The 20,057-nt window shown below is 66.9% G+C and carries 20 protein-coding genes and 1 riboswitch; of the genes, 6 read left to right on the top strand and 14 right to left on the bottom strand.

The features are described from left to right. The first annotated feature begins 19 nt into the window (after positions 1-19). Positions 20-316 (top strand): hemolysin, encoded by a 297-nt coding sequence (locus ABIC32_RS13170; protein WP_354074474.1) that lies wholly within the window; start codon positions 20-22, stop codon positions 314-316. Between the two features lie 3 nt (positions 317-319). Here ABIC32_RS13170 and ABIC32_RS13165 read toward each other — a convergent pair whose 3' ends face one another. Beyond that, positions 320-1,246 carry a LysR family transcriptional regulator gene (locus tag ABIC32_RS13165; protein WP_354074473.1) on the bottom strand — a complete coding sequence of 309 codons (927 nt, stop codon included), beginning with the start codon at positions 1,244-1,246 and terminating at the stop codon, positions 320-322. 120 nt (positions 1,247-1,366) lie between these two features. Here ABIC32_RS13165 and ABIC32_RS13160 point away from each other — a divergent pair, with 120 nt between their 5' ends. Further along, on the top strand, positions 1,367-2,065 hold the full coding sequence (locus ABIC32_RS13160) for a pirin family protein (RefSeq protein WP_354074471.1): 699 nt from the start codon (positions 1,367-1,369) through the stop codon (positions 2,063-2,065). A gap of 72 nt (positions 2,066-2,137) precedes the next feature. Further along, a complete protein-coding gene (locus ABIC32_RS13155; RefSeq protein WP_313445211.1) occupies positions 2,138-2,536 on the top strand; it encodes a DoxX family protein in 399 nt (132 codons plus the stop codon). Positions 2,537-2,583: 47 nt separating this feature from the next. Here ABIC32_RS13155 and pip read toward each other — a convergent pair whose 3' ends face one another. From pip to ABIC32_RS13130, 5 genes are all read right to left on the bottom strand, one after another. Continuing rightward, the gene (pip, locus tag ABIC32_RS13150; protein ID WP_354074470.1) at positions 2,584-3,564 is read right to left on the bottom strand and encodes a prolyl aminopeptidase; all 981 of its coding nucleotides are present in this window, start codon (positions 3,562-3,564) and stop codon (positions 2,584-2,586) included. 26 nt (positions 3,565-3,590) lie between these two features. Further along, complete coding sequence (locus ABIC32_RS13145) at positions 3,591-3,953, bottom strand: DUF423 domain-containing protein (protein WP_039247990.1); 363 nt, start codon at positions 3,951-3,953, stop codon at positions 3,591-3,593. Between the two features lie 48 nt (positions 3,954-4,001). Next, complete coding sequence (locus ABIC32_RS13140) at positions 4,002-4,607, bottom strand: C15 family peptidase (RefSeq protein WP_082503548.1); 606 nt, start codon at positions 4,605-4,607, stop codon at positions 4,002-4,004. Between the two features lie 72 nt (positions 4,608-4,679). Further along, positions 4,680-7,262, bottom strand: coding sequence for a coiled-coil domain-containing protein (locus ABIC32_RS13135; protein WP_354074469.1), 2,583 nt, complete (start codon positions 7,260-7,262; stop codon positions 4,680-4,682). A 139-nt stretch (positions 7,263-7,401) separates the two neighbouring features. Then, the gene (locus tag ABIC32_RS13130) at positions 7,402-7,584 is read right to left on the bottom strand and encodes a hypothetical protein (RefSeq protein WP_055808686.1); all 183 of its coding nucleotides are present in this window, start codon (positions 7,582-7,584) and stop codon (positions 7,402-7,404) included. Between the two features lie 157 nt (positions 7,585-7,741). On the opposite strand from ABIC32_RS13130, the gene ABIC32_RS13125 reads away from it, so the two are divergent. Then, complete coding sequence (locus ABIC32_RS13125; protein WP_055808688.1) at positions 7,742-9,220, top strand: phospholipase D-like domain-containing protein; 1,479 nt, start codon at positions 7,742-7,744, stop codon at positions 9,218-9,220. Here the strand turns inward: ABIC32_RS13125 and ABIC32_RS13120 are convergent. The 5 genes from ABIC32_RS13120 to folD form a co-directional block, all read right to left on the bottom strand. Beyond that, on the bottom strand, positions 9,205-9,942 hold the full coding sequence (locus ABIC32_RS13120) for an endonuclease/exonuclease/phosphatase family protein (RefSeq protein WP_354074468.1): 738 nt from the start codon (positions 9,940-9,942) through the stop codon (positions 9,205-9,207). The genes ABIC32_RS13125 and ABIC32_RS13120 overlap by 16 nt on opposite strands. A 72-nt stretch (positions 9,943-10,014) precedes the next feature. Continuing rightward, positions 10,015-10,692: a TPM domain-containing protein gene (locus ABIC32_RS13115; RefSeq protein ID WP_354074467.1), complete on the bottom strand. Its 678-nt coding sequence runs from the start codon at positions 10,690-10,692 to the stop codon at positions 10,015-10,017. Further along, the gene (locus tag ABIC32_RS13110) at positions 10,692-11,537 is read right to left on the bottom strand and encodes a TPM domain-containing protein (RefSeq protein WP_354074466.1); all 846 of its coding nucleotides are present in this window, start codon (positions 11,535-11,537) and stop codon (positions 10,692-10,694) included. The genes ABIC32_RS13115 and ABIC32_RS13110 overlap by 1 nt, the downstream gene beginning before the upstream one ends. After that, entirely contained in the window at positions 11,534-12,217 is a 684-nt protein-coding gene (locus ABIC32_RS13105) for a LemA family protein (RefSeq protein ID WP_112861840.1), read from the bottom strand. The genes ABIC32_RS13110 and ABIC32_RS13105 overlap by 4 nt, the downstream gene beginning before the upstream one ends. Before the next feature lie 61 nt (positions 12,218-12,278). After that, entirely contained in the window at positions 12,279-13,202 is a 924-nt protein-coding gene (folD, locus tag ABIC32_RS13100; RefSeq protein WP_354074465.1) for a bifunctional methylenetetrahydrofolate dehydrogenase/methenyltetrahydrofolate cyclohydrolase FolD, read from the bottom strand. Positions 13,203-13,229: 27 nt separating this feature from the next. On the opposite strand from folD, the gene ABIC32_RS13095 reads away from it, so the two are divergent. Both ABIC32_RS13095 and ABIC32_RS13090 read left to right on the top strand, forming a co-directional pair. Then, positions 13,230-15,191 carry a PPC domain-containing protein gene (locus ABIC32_RS13095; protein WP_354074464.1) on the top strand — a complete coding sequence of 654 codons (1,962 nt, stop codon included), beginning with the start codon at positions 13,230-13,232 and terminating at the stop codon, positions 15,189-15,191. A gap of 47 nt (positions 15,192-15,238) precedes the next feature. Next, positions 15,239-15,382: riboswitch (yybP-ykoY riboswitch) on the top strand. A gap of 27 nt (positions 15,383-15,409) precedes the next feature. Further along, positions 15,410-15,982: a manganese efflux pump MntP gene (locus tag ABIC32_RS13090; RefSeq protein WP_354074463.1), complete on the top strand. Its 573-nt coding sequence runs from the start codon at positions 15,410-15,412 to the stop codon at positions 15,980-15,982. Positions 15,983-15,988: 6 nt separating this feature from the next. On the opposite strand, the gene hutH is transcribed toward ABIC32_RS13090, so the two are convergent. Genes hutH through hutG form a run of 3 tightly spaced genes read right to left on the bottom strand, consistent with a single transcriptional unit; the run spans position 15,989 to position 20,001 of the window. Next, positions 15,989-17,518, bottom strand: coding sequence for a histidine ammonia-lyase (hutH, locus tag ABIC32_RS13085; RefSeq protein WP_354074462.1), 1,530 nt, complete (start codon positions 17,516-17,518; stop codon positions 15,989-15,991). A gap of 3 nt (positions 17,519-17,521) precedes the next feature. Next, positions 17,522-19,186, bottom strand: a complete 1,665-nt coding sequence (gene hutU, locus ABIC32_RS13080) for a urocanate hydratase (RefSeq protein WP_354074461.1) — start codon at positions 19,184-19,186, stop codon at positions 17,522-17,524. Next, entirely contained in the window at positions 19,183-20,001 is an 819-nt protein-coding gene (gene hutG / locus ABIC32_RS13075; RefSeq protein ID WP_354074460.1) for an N-formylglutamate deformylase, read from the bottom strand. The genes hutU and hutG overlap by 4 nt, the downstream gene beginning before the upstream one ends. Positions 20,002-20,057: the final 56 nt, after the last annotated feature.

The following is a 20,057-nucleotide window of genomic DNA, read 5'->3' as shown; positions in this document are numbered from 1 at the left end:
CCGACGCAAGGAGACGACCATGAAGGTCATCGTGAGCACCCTGTTGGCCGCTGGCGCCTTGGCCGTGTCGGCCTGCGCGCCGGTCCAGACCGCCGAGCCTGCGCCCGGATCGGACACCGCCTTCAAGGCCTGCAAGGTTTCGGACTATCAAAGTTATGTGGGGCGCAACCGCTCGGCCATCCCGACCGCGCCCGCCGGCCAGACCTTCCGTGTGCTGTGCACTACCTGCGCCGCGACCATGGACTATCGCGAGAACCGGGTGAACTTCGTCTATGACGAGGCGACCAACATCGTGCGCGAAGTAAAGTGCGGTTGAGCGTTAGCGCCCCACAGTATCGCCCGGCCACAGCGGTCCGCTGAACTTCGCCGCCAGATAGTCCATGAAGGCCGTGACCTTGGCCGGCCGCGGTCCGCCGCTGGGCGCCACCAGATGCAGGGCGATGGGCGGCAGCCGCCAGTCGGTCATCACCGTCTCGAGATGGCCATCGGCGACGTCCTTCCAGTAGATGAAGTCCGGCTGGGGAAAGAGCCCCAGACCCGCACATAACGACGCCGTCAGGGCGTCGGAGTTGTTGGCGCGCAACGGCCCGCGCGGATGCACGACCACTTCTTCACCCGCCTCATTGCTGAACCGCCAGGTGTCCGGGCTGGGCATGTAGGCGTAGCCGAGGCAGGCGTGACGGGCCAGATCGTCGGGATGGGTGGGGCGACCCCGCTGATCCAGATAGGAAGGCGAGGCCACCAGGGCGCGGGCCACAGGCCGCAGCTTGCGCGCCGTCAACGAGGAATCGGCCAGGGCGGCGATCCTCAGCGCGCAATCGAAGCCGCCGCCGACCAGATCGATGACTTCATCCGACAGGTGCAAATCGACCGACACGTCCGGGTGAGTGGCGAGGAACTCGGGTAGGGCTGGGGCGACATAGGCCATGCCGAACGACATGGGCGCCGCCAGTCGCACGAGGCCACGCGGCGTGATGGACATGTCCAGCGCCTCTGACACCGCGCCCTCGGCCTCGGCCAGCATGTGGGCGGCGCGGGCTGCCAGGGTTCGGCCTGCATCGGTGAGGGCGAAGCGGCGCGAGGTGCGGTGAAGCAGGGTGGTCTTCAGCTGCTGCTCCAGGCGCGTCACCGCCTTGGACACGGTCGCCTTGGAAAGGCCCAGCGTCTCGGCTGCGCCGGAAAAGGATTGGCTGTCGGCGACCTTGGCGAAGATGGCCAGGGCTTCCAGATCGGGCAGGCGGGACATGGGCGGCCTCGCGTCCTGAAACGATGAGTTTCGGTTGTTTCTATTTCTGATCGGTCGCCGATCTCTATCTTGTCGTCAAGCAAAGGCGTCGGACGGTTCCGACGCGAAAGGACGAGTGCGATGATCGAGCGCAGACCATTTGAATCCCTCGGGGGCGCCAACCACGGCTGGCTGAACGCCAAACACCATTTCTCCTTCGCCAACTACTATGATCCCAAGCGGATGAGCTGGGGCAATCTGCGGGTTTGGAACGACGACGAGATCGCCGCCGGAACGGGCTTCCCTCCGCATCCGCACGCCGACATGGAGATCATCACCTATGTCCGCGATGGGGCCATCACCCATGAGGATAGTCTGGGCAACAAGGGGCGCACCGTCGCGGGCGATGTCCAGGTGATGAGCGCCGGAACCGGCATCCGCCATGCCGAATACAATGCCGAGCCGGACCTTACGCGGATCTTCCAGATATGGATCGAGCCGACCCGTCGCGGCGACGCGCCGAGTTGGGGCACCAAGCCCTTCCCCAAGGGTGAGCGGTCGGGCCAGTTCGTAGTCCTGGCCTCGGGCTTCGAAGGCGACAAGGACGCCCTGCCGATCCGCACCGATGCGCGGATCGTGGCGGCGACGCTGAAGGCGGGCGACAGCGCCGACTATCCGCTGGGCGTTGCGCGGCGGGCCTATCTGGTGCCGGCAAAGGGCGAGGTCGAGGTCAATGGCGTCCGGCTGAACGCCCGTGATGGCGCGGCCATCGCTCAGGAGGATGTCGTGACGGTCAAGGCGCTGTCCGACGCCGAGATTGTGCTGGTGGACGCCGCCTGATTTTCGGATCAAGCTTCACGGTCGGACGCGATCCGACCGTGAACAACCGCATCAAAAAGGCGAGGAAAGAGAATGTTCAATCAAGTGAATGGCTGGTCTTCCCGCGCCCTGGCGGCGCTCAGGATCGTCGCCGGTCTGTTGTTCCTGGCGCATGGCGTCATCAAGGTCTTCGGCTTTCCGGCCGGGGCCGAGCCCGGTCAGCAGGAGCTGCTGTCGCTGTTCGGCATCGGGGGGGTGATCGAGCTGATCACGGGCCTGTTGCTGATCCTGGGCCTGTTCACGCGTCCGGCCGCCTTCATCGCCTCGGGCCAGATGGCCGTGGCCTACTGGATGTTCCACTTCCCCAGCAGCCCCTATCCGGCGGTGAACGGCGGCGACGCGGCCATCCTGTATTGCTTCATCTTCCTGTACATCTTCACCGCCGGTCCGGGCGCGTGGAGCATCGACAATCGAACCACAAAACGGTTCTGATTTTTCAGAATGGAAAGGCCGCCGCGCTGTCCTGCGCGGCGGCTTTTTCATGCCTGGAGGCTTGCAGCCCAGTCGGCGGCGCGCACCAGGCTGTCGACGATGCCCGGTTCCGATGAGGCGTGGCCGGCGTCGACGACGATGTCCAAATGGGCCTCGGGCCAGGCGCGGTGCAGCGCCCAGGCGCCAGAAATCGGCGTCACCACGTCGAACCGGCCCTGCGCGATCCAGCACGGGATATGCCGCATCCGGTCCACATTCTTCAGCAGCCAGCCGTCCTCCTCGAAGAAGCCGGCGTTGGTGAAGAACCAGTTCTCGATCCGCGCGAAGGCGACGGCGAAGTCGGGCTCGGCGAACTTGTCAGGCCGGGCGTTGGGGCCCTCGACGCTGACGGTCTCGCCCTCCCAGCTGGACCAGGCGACGGCGCAGCGTTTGCGCTCGGCGACGTCATCGCCGATCAGCCGCTTGTAATAGGCGGCCATCAGGTCGCCGCGCTCGGCCTCGGGGATGGGGGCGATGAAGCGCTCCCAGGCGTCGGGGAAGATCATCGAGGCGCCGTCCTGATAGAACCAGTGCAACTCCTTTTTCGTCAGCAGGAAGATGCCGCGCAGCAGCAGCGCGATGACCCGCTCAGGATGGGTGATGGCGTAGGCCATCGACAGGGTCGAACCCCAAGACCCGCCGAACACCACCCATTTGTCGACGCCGCACAGGGCGCGCAGGCGCTCGATGTCGTCGATCAGGGTCCAGGTCGTGTTGTCTTCCAGCGAGGCGTGGGGCCGCGACTGACCACAGCCGCGCTGGTCGAACATGATGATGCGATAGACGGCGGGATCGAAGAAGCGGCGCATGCCCGGATTGACCGCACCGCCTGGTCCGCCGTGAAGGACCAGAACCGGCAGGCCGTGCGGATTGCCGGACTCCTCGTAATAGATTTCATGCACGCCTTCGGTCGGCATCCAACCCGAGGCATAGGCCTCGATCTCAGGGTGGAGCACACGACGCGGCTCGGCGGGCGTGGGGAAGGCCATGGATGCTTGGTCTTTCTACGAGGAAATCAGGGGCGAGAACGCAAGGCCGCAAAGGCCAGGCAGAGCCAACCGGCGATCATCAACAGGCCGCCGATCGGGGCTACGGCGCCGAACGCCGGCACGCCGAGAAAGGCGATCGCCGCCAGGGCGAGGCAGAAGATGAGGCCGCCGATTGATCCGAGCCAGCCCGCAAGCCGCGCCAGCCCGCCGCCTCCTGTCCATTGGGCGCAGGCGAAGGCGAAGACGGCGTGGACGATCTGGTACTGGGCGCCAGTGGTCAGCAAGGTCTTAATCTGCGGCCCGGCGCCATGCGCGGCGAAGGCGCCAAGCGCCACGGCCAGGGCGCCGTTCAGGGCGGCGAAGACGATCAGGTTGCGACTCACTGTCATTCGAAAACCCTAGACCGCCAGTTCGCCGATGTCTGCGACCCAGGAAGGTTAACCGACGCGCGGCAGCGGCGTCAGGTGGCTGGCCATGGCCGAGGCGGCGGCCTTGACGCCCTTGCGCACCGCCGCTTCGTTGGCGGGGGCGGGCGCGCGCAGCAGGCCGATCGACGGCGTCAGCGGCCCATCCGGCAGGTCCGAGAGCACGCGATAGAGAAGATAGGAGCCGGCGTCCTCTTCAATGTCGGATGAGGCGTCGGCCTGCAGCCCGGCGGCGGTCAGGGCGCGAACCATGTCGGCGACGGGCGCCGTGGTGCGGGCCACGCCCGGCCCGGTGCTGGACAGGCGGTGTTTGTAGTCGAGGGTGCGGTTTTCCGCGCGCATCTGGACCCGGAAGCCTGCGCCCTTTTGCGTGCGTCCGACTAGGAGGACGGCCCGGCATTCCCCGCTGCCGAGACGGGCGGCCAGGGTCGAGGCCAGTTCGTCGGGATCGGCGGCGGCGATAGGCACAGCGCGGGCCCCGCTGGGGCTCCAGATTTCGCCCGACAGATCCTCGACCAGGTCCCACCCGTCATCATCGCCGTCATAGGCGCAGATGATGATGCCAGGGCGGCGATCACCACTGGCACGACTGTCGATTTCGTTCATCGTGCCAGCCATAGCCCCATCCATGACAGTTCGGTGACGTGCAAGAGGCTGTAACTTCCCGACGCCGTCAAGTCCGCAAAAGTCTTAGCCCAGGTCGCCGACTGCCGCATCCAGCAACATGAAGGCGCGACCGCTGTCCGACGCCAGGCTGGACTGAACCGCTGCGCTGTCTCCAGCGCGGGCGGAAGCGTTCAGCATGACTGCGAAGTTGCGGACATAGCGTTCGGCGTCGGCGCGCAGTTCGGCGTCGCTGAGGACACGGCGAGACACGCTGCGGACAGCGGCCGGCGCGACGCGACGCACGATCTGACGCGCGGCGTCGGGGTCGCCATTGCTGAAGGCGCGGGCGGCCTCTTCGACGCGGGAGCGGGGCAGAAGGGCGTTGGGATCGACGCCCATGCGCCGGATGGCGGCGGCGACCCGGTCGGACAGCGCCTCGGCCTCGGCAGGCGAAGGGGAGGGCGTGTCCAGTTCCAGCGGCGCCTCGTTGTCGTCGTCGCCGTCGATCAGATCGCTCCAATCCAGGCCCTTGTCCGTCGCCGGCGGGGGCGTCTCTGCGGGCTCGAGCCGCAGGCGACTGCGCAGACCAAACCTGCGCTCCTCGGCGGGCGGCGAGGCGGGAGGCGTTGGGCGATCGGTCCGGCGCTCGGGACGAGGTTCTGGCCGGGCTTCGATCTCTGCGGCCGGCTCGCGACGACGCGCCGGCGTCGTATCGCCCGACACCACGCCCATCAGACGCACGGCCTCGGTCAGCATGTCGTAGTTTCGGCGCACGCGATCCTGGAAGCCGACATCCAGCGCCTCGGTGTCCTCGGCCGCCTTGCGCGAGGCGGCGGAAAGGGAGGCCAGGCCTTCCTCGACCGTGGCGCGCACGGCGTCGGCGCGGGCGCGAGCTTCCTGAGGCAGGCGCGCAGCGCGTTCGTCGATGTCGGCGACGGCGGTGTCGATTTCCGACAAGGCGTTGTTGAGACGTGCGACCAGGGTTTCCAGGCGGCTGACCATCCGCTCGCCGGTCTCTTCGACCAGGCCGGACGTTTCGGTGACGATGCGGCGGGCGTCGGCGATGCGGGCGTCGGCGGCGGTGTCGGCCTTTTGGGCCGCGTCGAACAAGGATTCGCCCAGGCGGTCGGTGCGCAGACGCGCCTGTTCGGCGGCGTCGGCGGCGGCGGCGCGAGAATCCTCGGCCGTGGCGCGCATCTGCTCCAGGGCGCGGCGCGTCTCTTCCATCAGGGCGTCGCGCGCCTCGGCCGCCAGGGCTTCGAAGCGATCCAGGGCGAGCTTGGTGGCGGAATCGAAGCCGTCGGCCTCGCGTTGCGACATTTCGACGAGAGCGCGGAACTGGTCGGTAGCCGCCTCGACCAGATCGCGCATGGACTCGACCGAGGTCTGGGTGGTGCGATCCAGATCGCCCGCGGCGCTGCGCGTGGCGGAAAGATGTTCGATCAGTTGAGCGCGCTGGCTTTCGACCTGGGCGGAGAAGTCCTCCTGATCGGTGCGCAGGGCGTAGGCGGCGGTGACCAGGGCGGCGCGCTGCTGGCTGAGGCCTTCTTCGACGGACTGGATCTGCTCGGCGACGCCCGAACCGGCGTTCTCAAGTCGAATGGTCTGGCGCGCCAGATCGTCGGAGGCCACGCGGGCGGCGTCTTGGGCTTCACCAGCGGCGGCGGCGAGGTCGGCGGCGCGCGCGGCGAGGGCGGCCTCGGCTTCACGCAGTTGCGCCTGAGCCAGATCAGAGGCGTCGGCGACCATGCGCGACTGACGCTCGACGGCGTCGATGACGCCCGACGCCTGCGTATCCAGATGGATGCCCAGGGTCTGCATCTGGTCGCGCTCGCGGCCCAGGTTTTCGGTTAGACGACGCGCAGTGCGGCCGGCGTTCTCGGCCGCCTCGTTCAGGCGCGTTGTCTCCTGGGCCAGCGCCTCTCGAAGCAGGGCCATGTCGTTGCGTGCGCGTTCCGCCGCCAGGGTGGCGTGATCGATGTCGGAACGCAGCGACTGAAGCACCTCGCCGGTCTGCTGGGCGGCCAGGGCGGTCGGGGCGACCAAAGCCTCCGCCAGTTGCCGGGCGCGACGGGTCTCTGCGGCCAGACCGGCGCCCTGTCGGACGGCATGGGCCAGCATGATGGCCAAGCCCGCAGGGGCAAGGGCGATAAGGGCGTAGATGGCGATCCGCAGCGGATCCAGTTCCGCCCCGCCGGCGCCGAACTCGTAAGCGGCCCAGGAGGCGACGCCGCCGATCCACAGGGCGGAGGCGATACCCGCGATCACATAGGCATGGCGCCCGGAAGGCTCGGCCTGGGCCTTGGCTTGAACGGTTTTCACAGCGGGTGGTTTGGACAGCTCGAACGGCGCGGGCGGCTGACCGACGGCGACGGCCATATCGACAGGAGTCTCTGGCGTCGGTTTCGCATTGACGGGGGCGGCGCCCCGTTCGGCGGCAAGGGCGCGTTCCTCGGCCTGCCGCTGCTCTTCCAGCAGGCGACGGCGGCGGCGCTCGGACATTGGCGGCTCGAACGTCGGCTGCACGATTTCGAAATCAGGCTCGGGGATCGGGTCGAGCGACGGTGTCGCCTCATCGACCGGCATTTCGTCTGAGGTCGAAAGCTCGACCGGCGCGACGGCCTCGTCGTCGGTCAGCTTCAGCGGCGGCCGTTTGGGAGACTTCATAAGCTCAAAAACTCGATCTCTACGCGGGCGTCCGACAGCGCCGAGGAAACCCTAGAGCATGATCGATGCGGACGAAACCGACTCAAGCCCGCAACCTGTCGATGAACCGCGTCATGCAGCGCGCAAAGCGCCGCAGCGTTCAGCAGTCGCGCTTGGAGTCGGACAGCAGAGTGGCGTTGGAGCCGGTGTCCCGACACTCCACCACACGGCGCACTTCGCGGTCGCCGTGGTTGGGGTTGTGAGTGTCGACGCCGAACTGCGTCAGGACGGCGGCGGCCAGCAGGGCGATGAAGCCAGCGATCAGTTCGACAAGCGCCTGCATTCTACCCTCCCTCGCAGCCTGTATGGCTACGCTCCTTATGCGCCAAATCGGCGAACGTCACAATCCCGCCCTGAAAGATTGACCGAAGGACACGCGCGTGGAACGGAGGATGCAGGCGCTTCGACACCATGTCACGCGAATCAGACAGATAGGTCGCATGACTTTAGCCGGCGACAGTTACGAAGGCAGTCTGCTGGAGCCGGGGCCCGCCCTTTGGACGTCCGCCGTCGCGCACCGTTTTTCGGTGCTGATGGAAAACGAAGCCTATTTCGACGCCCTGTCGTCTGCGATCCACAAGGCGCAACGCTCCATCGTGCTGCTGGGATGGCAGTTCGATCCCCGCACCCATCTGGACCCGGAGACGCGGCCCGGCGACAAATCGGCCGAGATCGGTCGCCAGCTGCGGATGCTGGTCAAGAAGAAGCCGGACCTGGATGTGCGACTGCTCATCTGGAAATCGCCGCTGCTGATCGCCGCGTCGCAAGGCTTCTATCCGCACAAGGCGCAGCGCTGGTTCCGTAAGCGGATGGTGGAGTTCCGGCTCGATTCCCCTGGCCCTATCGGCGCCTGTCATCACCAGAAGGTTGTTGTCATCGACGACAAGGTGGCCTTCTGCGGCGGCGGCGACATCTCGACCGATCGCTGGGATTCCGACGAACATCTGGATGGCGACCCGCGCCGCGCCCTGCCTAGCGGTCTGATCTGCAAGGCGCGTCACGAGGTGATGAGCGTGATGGACGGCCCTGCGGCGCGTGCGCTGGGCGATCTGGCGCGCGAACGCTGGTTCAAGGCGACGTGGGAGCGCACCATCGCGGACGAGGTCGAGGACGATCCCTGGCCTGACGGCGTGCCGGTGCAGATGACCGACGTGCCCGTCGGCATCGCCCGCACCGAGCCGAAATGGTCGGGGCGTCAGGAGGTGCGCGAGAGCGAGGCCTTGCACCTGGAATCCATCAGGCGCGCCAAGCGGTTGATCTATATCGAAAACCAGTATTTCACCTCGCCGGTCATCGCCGCCGCATTAGCCGAACGACTGGCCGAAGTGGATGGACCGCAGGTCATCGTCATCTCGACCGCCAAGAGCCCGAGTTGGTTCGACAGCATGACCATGGACACGGCCCGGGCCGAGGTGCTGCACCGGCTGGAGCAGGCGGACAAATACAACCGCTTTTTCGCCTTCGCCCCGCTGACCGCCGACGGCGACCGGATCATCGTCCACGCCAAGGTGACCATCATCGATGACCGGCTTCTGCGGATTGGGTCCACCAATCTGAACAACCGGTCGATGGGCCTGGATACAGAATGCGACATCGCCGCCGAGCCTGTCGATGCGGCCGGTCGGGCCTTCATCACGGCGCACCGTCACCGGACGATCGCCCATTGGCTAGGCGTCGCAACGGAGGACTATGCGGCGGTCGAGGGCGTCTTCGGCTCGGTGGGGCAGGCGATCTGCAACTTCGAAACCGATCGGCTGAAGCCGCTGGGCTCGGAGCCGCCGACGCGAATTCAACGGATGTTCGCTGAATGGCAGCTGGGCGACCCGACGTCGTCCAGCGACGCCTGGCGGCCTTGGAAGCGTCTGAACCGCTCGCAACGCACGCGACCGGCGTCCGAGGGCGGTCACGCGCCGGGTTGAACGACCTCGAAATCGACGATCAGCGGCAGGTGGTCCGAGGCGACGCGGGCCAGGGGCGAGAAGGCGGATCGCACCGCGCGGATGCGGATATGCGGGCTGACGAAACAGTGGTCGATGCGGATGGCGGGGAAGGCCGAAGGGAAGGTTTTTACGCTGGGCTTCTGGCCCAACTGACGCTGGCAGTCCTGCAGGCTGCGGCATAGGGTCTGATAGGGCCGGGTGATGGAGGTGGCGTTGAAATCGCCGGCCAGCAGGATCGGTCCCTCGCATCCGCCGACCCAGCCGGATCCGGCCAACGCGGCGGCCTGAAGCCGCTGCTCGCGCGGAACCAGACCCAGGTGGGTGTTCATGACGTTGACGGCCGTGCCGTCGATCTCGATTTCCGACCAGATCGCGCCGCGCGGTTCCAGACCCGGAATGCCGCTCACCGTCGGCAAGGCGCCGGCGCGGATCAGCCGTTCGGGATGCGGGGTCAGGATGGCGTCGCCGTACTGTTCCGCCTCGACCCGCATCGCCGGATGAAAGCGTGAGGTCATGGCCAGACCGTCGGCGATCGCCTCGGCCTGATCGACCCCGCCCGTGCGCGCGCGGCCCACGTCCAGTTCCTGCAGGCAGACGATGTCCGGCTCGAATTCGGCAATGACGGCGACGATCCGGCCGACATCCAGACGGCGATCCGTGCCGACGCAGCGGTGAACATTGTAGGTAAGCAGGCGAGGCATGAGCTGGCGGCTGTTTGAAAGATGACCGTGGGCTAGGCCTTCTGGCGCGCGAATGCGACCCCGATGCGACGATCAGAGCAGGATCAGATGATCGGGCAACTCGTTGCGATTGTCGGCGCGCGGCGGAAAGTGGCGGGCCAGAACCTCGCCGCACAGACCGACGGCGGCGGCGAAGCCATCGACGGGGCGGTCGGCGCGCAGTTCGCGGGTCAGGACGGCGACGGCCTGAGCCCAAGCGTCCTCATCGACCTTTTCGTAGATGCCCTCATCGGCGATTAGTTCGACCTGATGTTCGTCCATGGCCGCGAAGATCAGCACGCCCGTACGCTCCTGCGTGACATGAACGCCCTGGGCCATGAACTGCTGCAAGGCCGCCTCCCTGACGCGGCCGCGCCTGACCCCGGCGGGCGTCACGAGACGGCGCACGGTCGGGATGCGGGTCAGCAGAAAGACGCCGACGAAAACGACCGCCTGCGACAGGGCGTAAAGGCCCAGGGCCTGCGCCGTCGTGGCCTCTTGCGCGGCCTGGTGGGCCGCCTCCCAGCCATCGCTGGGCCAGCGAAGATCCAGCACGAACGGAACGAAGACGATCGGGGCCAAAAGCGCCATCGCCGCCGCCCAGGCCAGGCTGACGTCCACATAGGTCGAGACACGACGCGCAACGACGCAGAAGATTTCACCCGACGTCTGACGCTCGGCCGCCGCTATGGCTTCGGCGATGCGGGTGCGGTCGTTGTCCGTGATCTGCATCACCATCCCCCCGAGGCGCCGCCGCCACCGAAACTGCCGCCGCCGCCGCCGAAACTGCCGCCGCCGCCGCCGAACCCGCCCCCGCCGCCAAATCCGCCGCCGCCCCAACCGCCGCCGCCTCTGCCGGAGTTCCGCAGCGCCTCGGACGCCGCCCACAGCAGGACCGAGCTGACATTGCTGCGTCGTCCGCGCCCGGACCGCATAGCGATCAAGAAGATGAACAGGAAAAGCCCGGCGATGATGACCAGCGGAATGATGGAGTCGCCTTTGGTGTCGGCTTGCTCGGCCGCGGCGGCCTGAGCACGCGCCTGCGCTTCTGCGGGGTCGAGCGATAGCTGGGCGATCAGGGCGTCGACGCCCTTGATCACGCCGGCCTGGTAGTCGCCGTCGCGGAAGGACGGCAGGATGTCGTTGCGGATGACCTGAGACGAGAAGGCATCGGTCAGAATGGGCTCCAACCCATAGCCGACTTCAATACGCACCTTACGTTCGTTCGGCGCGACGATCAGCAGGGCGCCGTTGTCATTTTCCTTCTGGCCGATGCCCCAGGCGCGACCCAGCTGATAGCCGTAGTCCTCGATCTCCTGATCCTGAAGGCTGTTGACCGTCACGACCACAAGCTGATCAGTTGAGCTGGATTCGAGCGCCGCCAGCTTGTCTGTCAGCGCCTGTTCCGTCGCTGGGTCGAGCAGATTGGCCTGATCGACCACGCGGCCGGTCAGGGGCGGGAAGTCGATCTTGCTCTGCGCCGCCGCCGGAAGGACCAGCAGCAAGGCGATGACAAGGCCGAAGAGGAGGGCGGCGACGCCCGGCGAACGCCGCGCCGCCGCTTGAAGGTTCGTCACTGGGCGGGCGGGGTTGCGCCCGGGGCCACGGCCGGTGCGCCGCCGCCGGGCGCCGAGGCGTTGGCGGGCGGGGCGTTCAGGTTGAAGTTGACTTGCGGCGCCGATTGGGCGGCGGCGGTGGCGGTGAATAGCTGCATCGGCTGCGACCCACCATGCAGGGTCTTGGCCCAGATCACCTGAGGGAAGGTGCGCAAGGTCGTGTTGTAGTCGCGCACGGCCTCATTGTAGTCGCGGCGCGCGATCTGAATGCGGTTCTCGGTGCCTTCCAGTTGGGACTGCAGGGTCAGGAAGTTCTGGTTGGCCTGAAGTTGCGGATAGGCCTCGACCGTCACCAGTAGGCGCGAAAGGGCGCCTGACAGCTGGCCCTGAGCTTCCTGATACTGCTGGAAGGCCTGCGGATTATCGAGGTCGTCGGCCGAGACGTTGACCGAGGTGGCGCGGGCGCGCGCGTTGATCACGTCGGTCAGGGTGGTGCGTTCCTGAATCGCGGCGCCTTGAACTGTCGCGACCAGGTTTGGAATCAGGTCGGCGCGGCGCTGATACTGGCTCTGCACATCGGCCCAGGCCGCCTCGGCGCGTTCCTGCTTGGTCGGAATGGTGTTGTAGCCGCAGCCCGCCACGGCGGGGACGATCATCAGAGCGCCGGTCAGAGCGACGGCGCGGGCATTGAGGCGGACCATGACATCTCCCGTTCGGCGATAGCGCCGTGGAGCGGGACTATTCACCGGCCCAATGAATGCATCAAGCGTCCAATGGCTCCGGTTGGATATTGTTGAGGCGGCAGGCGGCCGAATAGGTGTTGGCCAGCAGACAGGCGATGGTCATCGGCCCGACGCCGCCCGGCACCGGCGTGATGCGGCCCGCGACCTCGACCGCCTCCTTGAAGGCCACGTCGCCGACGACGCGGGTCTTGCCCTCGGCGGCCTTGACGGGATCGGCCGAGGGGACGCGGTTGATGCCCACGTCGATGACGGTGGCGCCCGGTTTGATCCAGTCGCCCTTGATCATCTCGGGCCGACCGACGGCGGCGACCAGAATGTCGGCGCGGCGGCAGACCTCGGGCAAATCCCGCGTGCGCGAATGGGCGATGGTGACCGTGCAGCTTTCGCCGAGCAGCAGTTGCGCCATCGGCTTGCCCACGATGTTGGAACGGCCGACGATGACGGCGTTCAGGCCCGACAGATCGCCGAGTTGATCCTTCAGCAGCATCAGACAGCCCAGAGGTGTGCAGGGGACCAGACCCGGCAGACCGACGGCCAGACGACCCGCATTGACCACGTGAAAGCCGTCCACATCCTTGTCCGGCGAAATGGCGTCCAGAACCACCGTCGCGTCGATGTGGGCGGGCAGGGGCAGTTGGACCAGGATGCCGTGGATGCCCGCATCCGCATTCAGCTGAGCGATCAGGGCCAGCAGCTCGTCCTGGCCGGTCGATTCGGCCAGGCGGTGGGTATCGGAGCGCATGCCGGCTCGCAGCGTCGTCTCGCCCTTGTTGCGGACGTAAATCTGGCTGGCCGGATCCTCGCCGACGATGACGACGGCCAGACCGGGTTTGACGCCGTGCGCGGCTTCCAGCCGGGCGACGGCCGCGCCGACGCGTTCCACCAGGGCGGCCGAGAAGGCCTTGCCGTCGATCAGGGTCGCAGGCGTGGATTGGGCCGACATGGCAGCTCCGTCTGGCAGGAAATCAGGATGGCGCGTTTACAGCCGTCACGGTTCGGCGTCTATGATCCGCAGCCTATGCTGGAGGAATTCATGAACCGTCCGTCGCTCGCCGCCGCTGTCAGCGCCCTGGCCCTCTTGTGGGCGGTCGCGCCGGCCGTGGCCCAGGACGCGCAGTCGTTGCGCATCGGCGCCGATGTGAACGGCGCCCTGACGGACAGCGACGCAAAGGCGGCGGACGACGAATATCGATACGACGACTATCGGTTCGAGGCGCGGGCGGGGCAGCGGCTGGAAGCCACGCTGAGATCGGACGCTTTCGACGCCTATCTGGAAGTCTACGACGACGGCGCAGCGGGCGAGCCGCTGGCGTCCGACGACGACGGGTTGGGGGACGGAACCAATGCGCGGCTGCGGTTCACGCCGGAACAGGCGGGGACCTATGTTCTGAGGGCCAGGACGCTGAGCGGACTGGACGGCGGCGACTATCGTCTGTCGTTGCGGGAACGCCCGGCGCCGCCGCGTGCGCCGCGACCCGGCGGCATTCGTGTCGGGGCGACCCAGAGCGGCGAACTGACGACTCGCGATCCTGAGCAGGAAGACGGCGGCCGCTATGACGCCTACGCCTTCCGCGCCAACGCCGGCGATCGGTTTGTGGTGACGCTGGATTCCGAGGCCTTCGATCCTTTGGTGCGGGTCGGGCGGATGAACGGTCCCGATTTCGTCGAGATCAGTTCGAACGACGATGCGCCCGGCGGCGGGCTGAATTCCCGGTTGACCTTCACGGCGCCGACGGCCGGCGAATATGTGATCCGGGCCACGTCGCTGGAAGACGGGCTGGGTCGCTACGAACTGGGCCTGGCCGAGGCGCCGCCCGCGCCGCCGTCAAAGCCGATCGCGATCGGTGACGAGATCAAGGGTGAACTGGGCTCGGACAGCGCCACGAACGACGGCGGCCAGCGCGCGGAAACCTATCGCTTCACCGGGACGAACGGCCAGCGCGTCGCCATCGAGATGAAGTCGAGCGACTTCGACGCCTATCTGACGCTTCGCCGTGCTTCGGACGATACTGTCCTTGCGGAGGACGATGACGGCGCCGGCTCGGGCACCGACGCCCGCATTGCGCGCACCTTGGACGCCGACGGCGACTACATCATCGAGGCGCGCGGGTTCAGCGACGAGGCCGAGGGCGACTATACGCTGAAGCTGACCGAAACCGCGCCGCCGCCGCCGCCCACCACGGCGACCCTGGGTCAAACCGTGGAAGGCGAGATCACCGACGAGGATCCCCAGGGCGATGACGGCAAACGCTATGACGCCTATGTCTTTGCCGGAACGGAAGGCCAGCGTGTCCAGGCGATCCTGCGGTCCGGCGACTTCGACGCCTATCTGGAGATCGGCAAGGCCGAGGGTGAATTCGAGGCCCTGGCCAGCGATGACGACGGCCTGGCCGAGGGCACCGATTCAAGGCTGAACTTCACCCTGCCTTCGGACGGGAACTATGTGGTCCGCGCCATGCCGCTGGATGCGGAAGGGAAGGGCCTCTATTCGCTGGAGTTGCTGGATCGCGGGCCAGAGCCCAAGCCCGGCAGCCTGCTGATCGGGTCGACCGTGCGCGGAACCCTGTCGAACAGCGCCGCGCTCAGCGACGAAGGCGCCTTTTTCGACGCTTACCGCTTCCAGGCCAAGAAGGACGAGAAGCTGCGTCTGACGATGGTGTCCAACGTCTTCGACTCCTTCATCGACCTGGGCAAGCAGGACGAGGACGGCGATTTCACCAGCCTGGCCACCGATGACGACAGCCTGTCTGACGCGCACGCCAAGCTGGATTGGACCGCGCCGGACGACGGCTGGTACGTCGTGCGCGCCCGCGCCTATGGGCCCAACCAGATGGGCGCCTATGCCCTGACGGTCGAGCGCCAACCGGCCGGCGCATCGACCTCGGCGCGCGATGATGCGCCCGCCGCGATGGCGCCCAAGTCGGGCGCCTGATCGACCTGTGAGGTTGCCAAGCGCAGGAAGCGGCGTGTAGAGAGCCGCCTCCTGTTGGGGAGTAGCTTCCGGCGTTCATCGTCGGGATCGCGTCAACATACTCGCGCTTCGGCGCGTGGCGCGATCAGCGGAACCACCGCCTAGCGAGACCAGCGTGTCCTGACGCCGCGACCGGCCGGTGCAGGACCGCTGTCACGCGTCCGGTCGAGTGCTGTTTCATGACCCCAGGCGCCATCGCCATTCTCTCGCTCAGTATGTCCACGGACGCTTTTGCGGCCGCCGTCGGTCGCGGGGCGTCGCATCGACCCGCCGTCAAGGACGCCGTCAAGGCTGGACTAGTCTTCGGCGTCATCGAGGCGATCACGCCCCTGATCGGCTGGGGATTGGGCATAATCGCCGCCGGACTGGTTGAGAAGGTGGATCACTGGATCGCCTTCACCCTGCTGCTGATCGTCGGCGGCAAGATGATCTGGGAAGGCGTTCAACCGCGGGGCGCGGACGAGCAGGAGGCGCCGCGCCGGTCCGGCCCTTGGGCGCTCGTGGCGACGGCGGTCGGCACCAGCATCGACGCCGCGGCCGTGGGCGTGGGTCTGGCCTTCATCGGGGCCAATATCTGGGTGATCGCCGCCTCGATCGGCTTCACCACCTTCGTGTTGACCACCATCGGCATGCTGATCGGCAAGGCTGTTGGCACGCGCTTCGGCAAAACCGCAGAGATCATCGGCGGCGTGGCGCTGATCGGTCTGGGCACGGCCATCCTGTTGGAACACCTAGGTGTTCTCGGCGGCTGAGCCGGATCAGGCCGAAGGCAGCAGGTCCGCCGCGAAGGTTCGGTAACGACCCGCGCGTACGGCGTCGGTCGCGCGAGCGATGTCCGGGGCGAAATAGTGGTCGCTGGCATAGGGTGCGGCGGCTTCTCGCACGATGGCGAAGACCTGTTCAAGCGCCGGCGAGCTGGTGAGCGGCCGATGGAATTCCAGCCCCTGCGCCGCCGCTAGAAGCTCGATGCCGACGACAGTCGCCGTGTTCTCGGCCATGTCCAGCAGGCGCCGCGCGCCGTGAGTGGCCATGCTGACGTGGTCTTCCTGATTGGCGCTGGTCGGCACGGTGTCCACGCTGCATGGATGGGCGACCATGCGGTTCTCGGCGATCAGGGCGGCCGCCGTCACCTGGGCGATCATGAAACCGGAGTTCAGCCCGCTTTCCTTGACCAGGAAGGCCGGCAGTTCGCTCATCTTGGGATCGACCAGGATCGAGGTGCGACGTTCCGAAATATTGCCGATCTCGCACAGAGCCATGGCGATCTGATCGGCAGCGAAAGCAACGGGTTCGGCGTGGAAGTTTCCGCCCGAGATCACGTCGCCATCCTCGATGAAGACCAGCGGATTGTCGGTCACGGCGTTGGCTTCACGCGCTAGCGTGGCGGCGGCGCTGGTCAGCACATCGAGGACTGCGCCCATGACCTGGGGCTGGCAGCGCAGGGAGTAGGGGTCCTGTACCTTGGTGCAGTCGTCGCGGTGACTGTCGCGGATGGCGGAGCCGGCCATCAACTCGCGCAGGCGGGCGGCGACGGCGATCTGGCCCGGTTGGCCGCGCATGGCGTGGATGCGATGATCGAAGGGTGCGTCGGAACCTTTCAGCGCATCGACCGACAAGGCGCCGGCGGCGATGCCGGCGGCGAACGCCGCCTCCGCCGCGAACAGACCGGCAAGGGCCAGCGCCGTCGAACACTGGGTGCCGTTCAGCAGGGCCAGGCCTTCCTTCGGGCCCAGCGTCAGAGGCGTAAGGCCGACCTTCGCCAGAGCCGCTTCGGCCTCCAAGGTTTCGCCGTTCAGCCGCGCCTCGCCCACGCCGATCAGGACGCAGGACATATGAGCCAGGGGCGCCAGGTCGCCCGAGGCGCCCACCGATCCCTTCGACGGAATGCAGGGCAGGATGTCCGCGTTTACCAGGGCGATCAGGGCCTCCAGCGTTTCGCGCCGAACACCCGAGGCGCCGCGCGACAGACTGGCGATCTTCAGCACCATCAAAAGACGGGTCACCGCATCCGGCAGCAGCGGCCCGACTCCACAGGCGTGGCTGAGAACCAGATTACGCTGCAGCGTCTCCAGATCGTCAGGCGCGATAGAGGTGTTGGCCAACAGACCAAAGCCGGTGTTGACGCCATAGACGGTGCGCCCCTCGGCGACGATGGCGGCGATGGTCGCTGAACCCTTGTCCACATCGGCCCACGCGGTGGGCGTCAATGAGACGGTAGCGGGCCCCTCCAGCACCGCACGAAGCTGCGCCAGGGTTAGAGGCGATTGGCCGAGGGTGATCGCGGTCATGGCTCAGGCCTTCAGGCTCGGAAGGTTCAGTTCGTGCTCGCGCGCGGCCGCGCGGGCGATCTCATAGCCGGCGTCGGCGTGACGCATGACGCCCGTCGCGGGGTCGTTCCACAGCACCCGCTCAAGCCGTTGGGCGGCCTCCGGAGTGCCGTCGGCGACGATGACGACGCCCGAGTGCTGAGAATAGCCCATGCCGACGCCGCCGCCGTGGTGCAGCGACACCCAGCTGGCGCCAGAGGCCGTGTTCAACAGAGCGTTCAGCACAGGCCAGTCGGACACGGCGTCCGATCCGTCCTCCATGGCCTCGGTCTCGCGGTTCGGGCTGGCGACCGAGCCGCTGTCCAGATGATCGCGGCCGATCACGATGGGGCCGGACAGTTCGCCCGACGCCACCATGTCGTTGAACATCAGACCGGCGCGGTGTCGATCACCCAATCCGATCCAGCAAATGCGGGCGGGAAGGCCTTGAAAGGCAATGCGCTCGCCCGCCATGTCGAGCCAGCGGTGCAGACCTGCATTGTCGAGGAACAGGCGCTTCATCGCCGCGTCTGTCTTTCTGATATCTTCCGGATCGCCGGTCAGGGCCGCCCAGCGGAACGGACCGATCCCCCGACAGAACAGCGGGCGGATGTAGGCGGGCACGAAGCCGGGGAAGTCGAAAGCATTCGTCACGCCCGCGTCGAAGGCGACCTGACGAATGTTGTTGCCATAGTCGGTGGTCGGCACGCCCATGGCCTGGAAGTCCAGCATGGCCTTCACGTGAGCGACAATGGAGGTGCGTGCGGCGGCGGCGACGCTGTCAGGATCGCTGACGCGCTTGTCCTCCCATTCCGCGACGGTCCAGCCGGAGGGGAGGTAGCCGTTGATCACATCGTGCGCGCTGGTCTGGTCTGTGACCAGATCAGGCCGCACGCCGCGGCGAACCATTTCAGGCAACAGATCGGCTGCATTGCCTAACAGGCCGATCGACAAGGGTTTCTTGTCCTGGAGCGATTGCTCCAGCAACGCCAGGGCTTGGTCCAGGGTTTCGGCCATGACGTCGACGTAGCGTGTCCGCAGTCGGAACTCGATGCGGCTGCGTTGGCATTCAATCGTGATGCAGGACGCGCCCGCCATGGTCGCGGCCAGAGGCTGGGCCCCGCCCATGCCGCCAAGGCCTGCGGTCAGGATCCATCTGCCGGACCAGTCGCCGCCGTAGTGCTGGCGGCCGGCCTCCATGAAGGTCTCATAGGTGCCTTGGACGATGCCCTGGGTGCCGATGTAGATCCACGAGCCGGCGGTCATCTGGCCATACATGGCCAGGCCCTTGCGATCGAGTTCGTTGAAATGCTCCCACGTCGCCCATTTCGGCACCAGATTGGAGTTGGCGATCAGCACGCGCGGGGCATCGGGATGGGTGCGGAAGACGCCGACCGGCTTGCCCGATTGCACCAGCAGGGTCTCGTCGGCCTCCAGCGCCTGCAGGGTCTCGACAATCCTGTCGAACGCCGCCCAATCCCGCGCCGCCTTGCCGATGCCGCCATAGACGACGAGGTCCTGCGGGCGCTCGGCCACCTCGGGATCGAGGTTGTTCATCAGCATGCGCATGGCCGCCTCGGCGGCCCAGGTCTTGGCGGTCTTTTCCGGTCCGCGCGGGCTGCGGACGATCCGGGCGTTGGGCGTGTTCATCGTTGGCTCTCGGCGAAGGCGATGCAGGCGGTCAGGACGCGGCGCAGATGGCCGCGCATCGGCTCGGCGCGGTCCGGCTCATAGGGGCTGGGCCAGTTGTCAGGTGACACCGGTCCGGCGGGATCGAGAATGTAGCCCCGGTCCGCCAACCCCATTTGAATAGCGTGAACACCTGCGTCGGGTTGGCCGTAATGGCGCGTGGTCCAGCCGCCCTTGAAGCGGCCGTTGACGACGACACTGTCGCCGCTGATCGCACAGGCTTTTTCGACAGCCTGCGTCAGCTCGCTGGCGCAGGTGGCACCGTCGTTGTCGCCGATGTTGAACTGAGGCAGTTCGCCCTCGAACAGGCGCGGCACGACGGACCGGATGGAATGGGCGTCGTAGAGGACGACCGGGCCGGCGCTGCGCAGTCGATCCAACTGGCCCTGCAGGGCGGCGTGATAGGGATCGAACCAGACCGTGCGTCGCTCGGCGATTTCGGCCGCGTCGGGCTCCTGGCCTGCGCGATACAACGGCTCTCCGTCGAAGGTTTCTGTCGGGCACAGGCCGGTCGTGGTCATACCGGGATAGAGAGAGACGCCCGACGGATCGCGATTCACATCGATGACGCTACGGGACACCCCCGTTCGCACCAGCGTCGCGCCCATGTCGATCGCGGAGTCGTACAGCCGATCCACCCACCAGTCCGCGTCCTTGCGGGCCAGCCAGGATGAGGTCATCCGCGCCTCGATGGCGGGCGGAATGTCGGTCCCCGTGTGCGGCAGGCCGATCACCAGCGGCGCCGAACCTTCGTGGATGGTCAGCCAGTCCTGCATCCGTTCGGCCTCCCTCGCCAAATCGATCCACCGTGGTATGTCTAGACATATTGATC

It is taken from the genome of Brevundimonas sp. 1080, assembly GCF_040545985.1.
In the GTDB taxonomy this organism is placed as follows: domain Bacteria; phylum Pseudomonadota; class Alphaproteobacteria; order Caulobacterales; family Caulobacteraceae; genus Brevundimonas.
This window is presented reverse-complemented; position numbering and strand designations above follow the sequence as displayed.

Excerpts from the sequence above, each read along its gene's own strand:
- ABIC32_RS13170 (WP_354074474.1), top strand. The coding sequence starts at position 20 with ATGAAGGTCATCGTGAGCACCCTGTTGGCCGCTGGCGCCTTGGCCGTG.
- ABIC32_RS13165 (WP_354074473.1), bottom strand. The coding sequence starts at position 1,246 with ATGTCCCGCCTGCCCGATCTGGAAGCCCTGGCCATCTTCGCCAAGGTC.
- ABIC32_RS13160 (WP_354074471.1), top strand. The coding sequence starts at position 1,367 with ATGATCGAGCGCAGACCATTTGAATCCCTCGGGGGCGCCAACCACGGC.
- ABIC32_RS13155 (WP_313445211.1), top strand. The coding sequence starts at position 2,138 with ATGTTCAATCAAGTGAATGGCTGGTCTTCCCGCGCCCTGGCGGCGCTC.
- pip (WP_354074470.1), bottom strand. The coding sequence starts at position 3,564 with ATGGCCTTCCCCACGCCCGCCGAGCCGCGTCGTGTGCTCCACCCTGAG.
- ABIC32_RS13145 (WP_039247990.1), bottom strand. The coding sequence starts at position 3,953 with ATGACAGTGAGTCGCAACCTGATCGTCTTCGCCGCCCTGAACGGCGCC.
- ABIC32_RS13140 (WP_082503548.1), bottom strand. The coding sequence starts at position 4,607 with ATGGCTGGCACGATGAACGAAATCGACAGTCGTGCCAGTGGTGATCGC.
- ABIC32_RS13135 (WP_354074469.1), bottom strand. The coding sequence starts at position 7,262 with ATGAAGTCTCCCAAACGGCCGCCGCTGAAGCTGACCGACGACGAGGCC.
- ABIC32_RS13130 (WP_055808686.1), bottom strand. The coding sequence starts at position 7,584 with ATGCAGGCGCTTGTCGAACTGATCGCTGGCTTCATCGCCCTGCTGGCC.
- ABIC32_RS13125 (WP_055808688.1), top strand. The coding sequence starts at position 7,742 with ATGACTTTAGCCGGCGACAGTTACGAAGGCAGTCTGCTGGAGCCGGGG.
- ABIC32_RS13120 (WP_354074468.1), bottom strand. The coding sequence starts at position 9,942 with ATGCCTCGCCTGCTTACCTACAATGTTCACCGCTGCGTCGGCACGGAT.
- ABIC32_RS13115 (WP_354074467.1), bottom strand. The coding sequence starts at position 10,692 with ATGCAGATCACGGACAACGACCGCACCCGCATCGCCGAAGCCATAGCG.
- ABIC32_RS13105 (WP_112861840.1), bottom strand. The coding sequence starts at position 12,217 with ATGGTCCGCCTCAATGCCCGCGCCGTCGCTCTGACCGGCGCTCTGATG.
- folD (WP_354074465.1), bottom strand. The coding sequence starts at position 13,202 with ATGTCGGCCCAATCCACGCCTGCGACCCTGATCGACGGCAAGGCCTTC.
- ABIC32_RS13095 (WP_354074464.1), top strand. The coding sequence starts at position 13,230 with ATGGCGCGTTTACAGCCGTCACGGTTCGGCGTCTATGATCCGCAGCCT.
- ABIC32_RS13090 (WP_354074463.1), top strand. The coding sequence starts at position 15,410 with ATGACCCCAGGCGCCATCGCCATTCTCTCGCTCAGTATGTCCACGGAC.
- hutH (WP_354074462.1), bottom strand. The coding sequence starts at position 17,518 with ATGACCGCGATCACCCTCGGCCAATCGCCTCTAACCCTGGCGCAGCTT.
- hutU (WP_354074461.1), bottom strand. The coding sequence starts at position 19,186 with ATGAACACGCCCAACGCCCGGATCGTCCGCAGCCCGCGCGGACCGGAA.
- hutG (WP_354074460.1), bottom strand. The coding sequence starts at position 20,001 with ATGCAGGACTGGCTGACCATCCACGAAGGTTCGGCGCCGCTGGTGATC.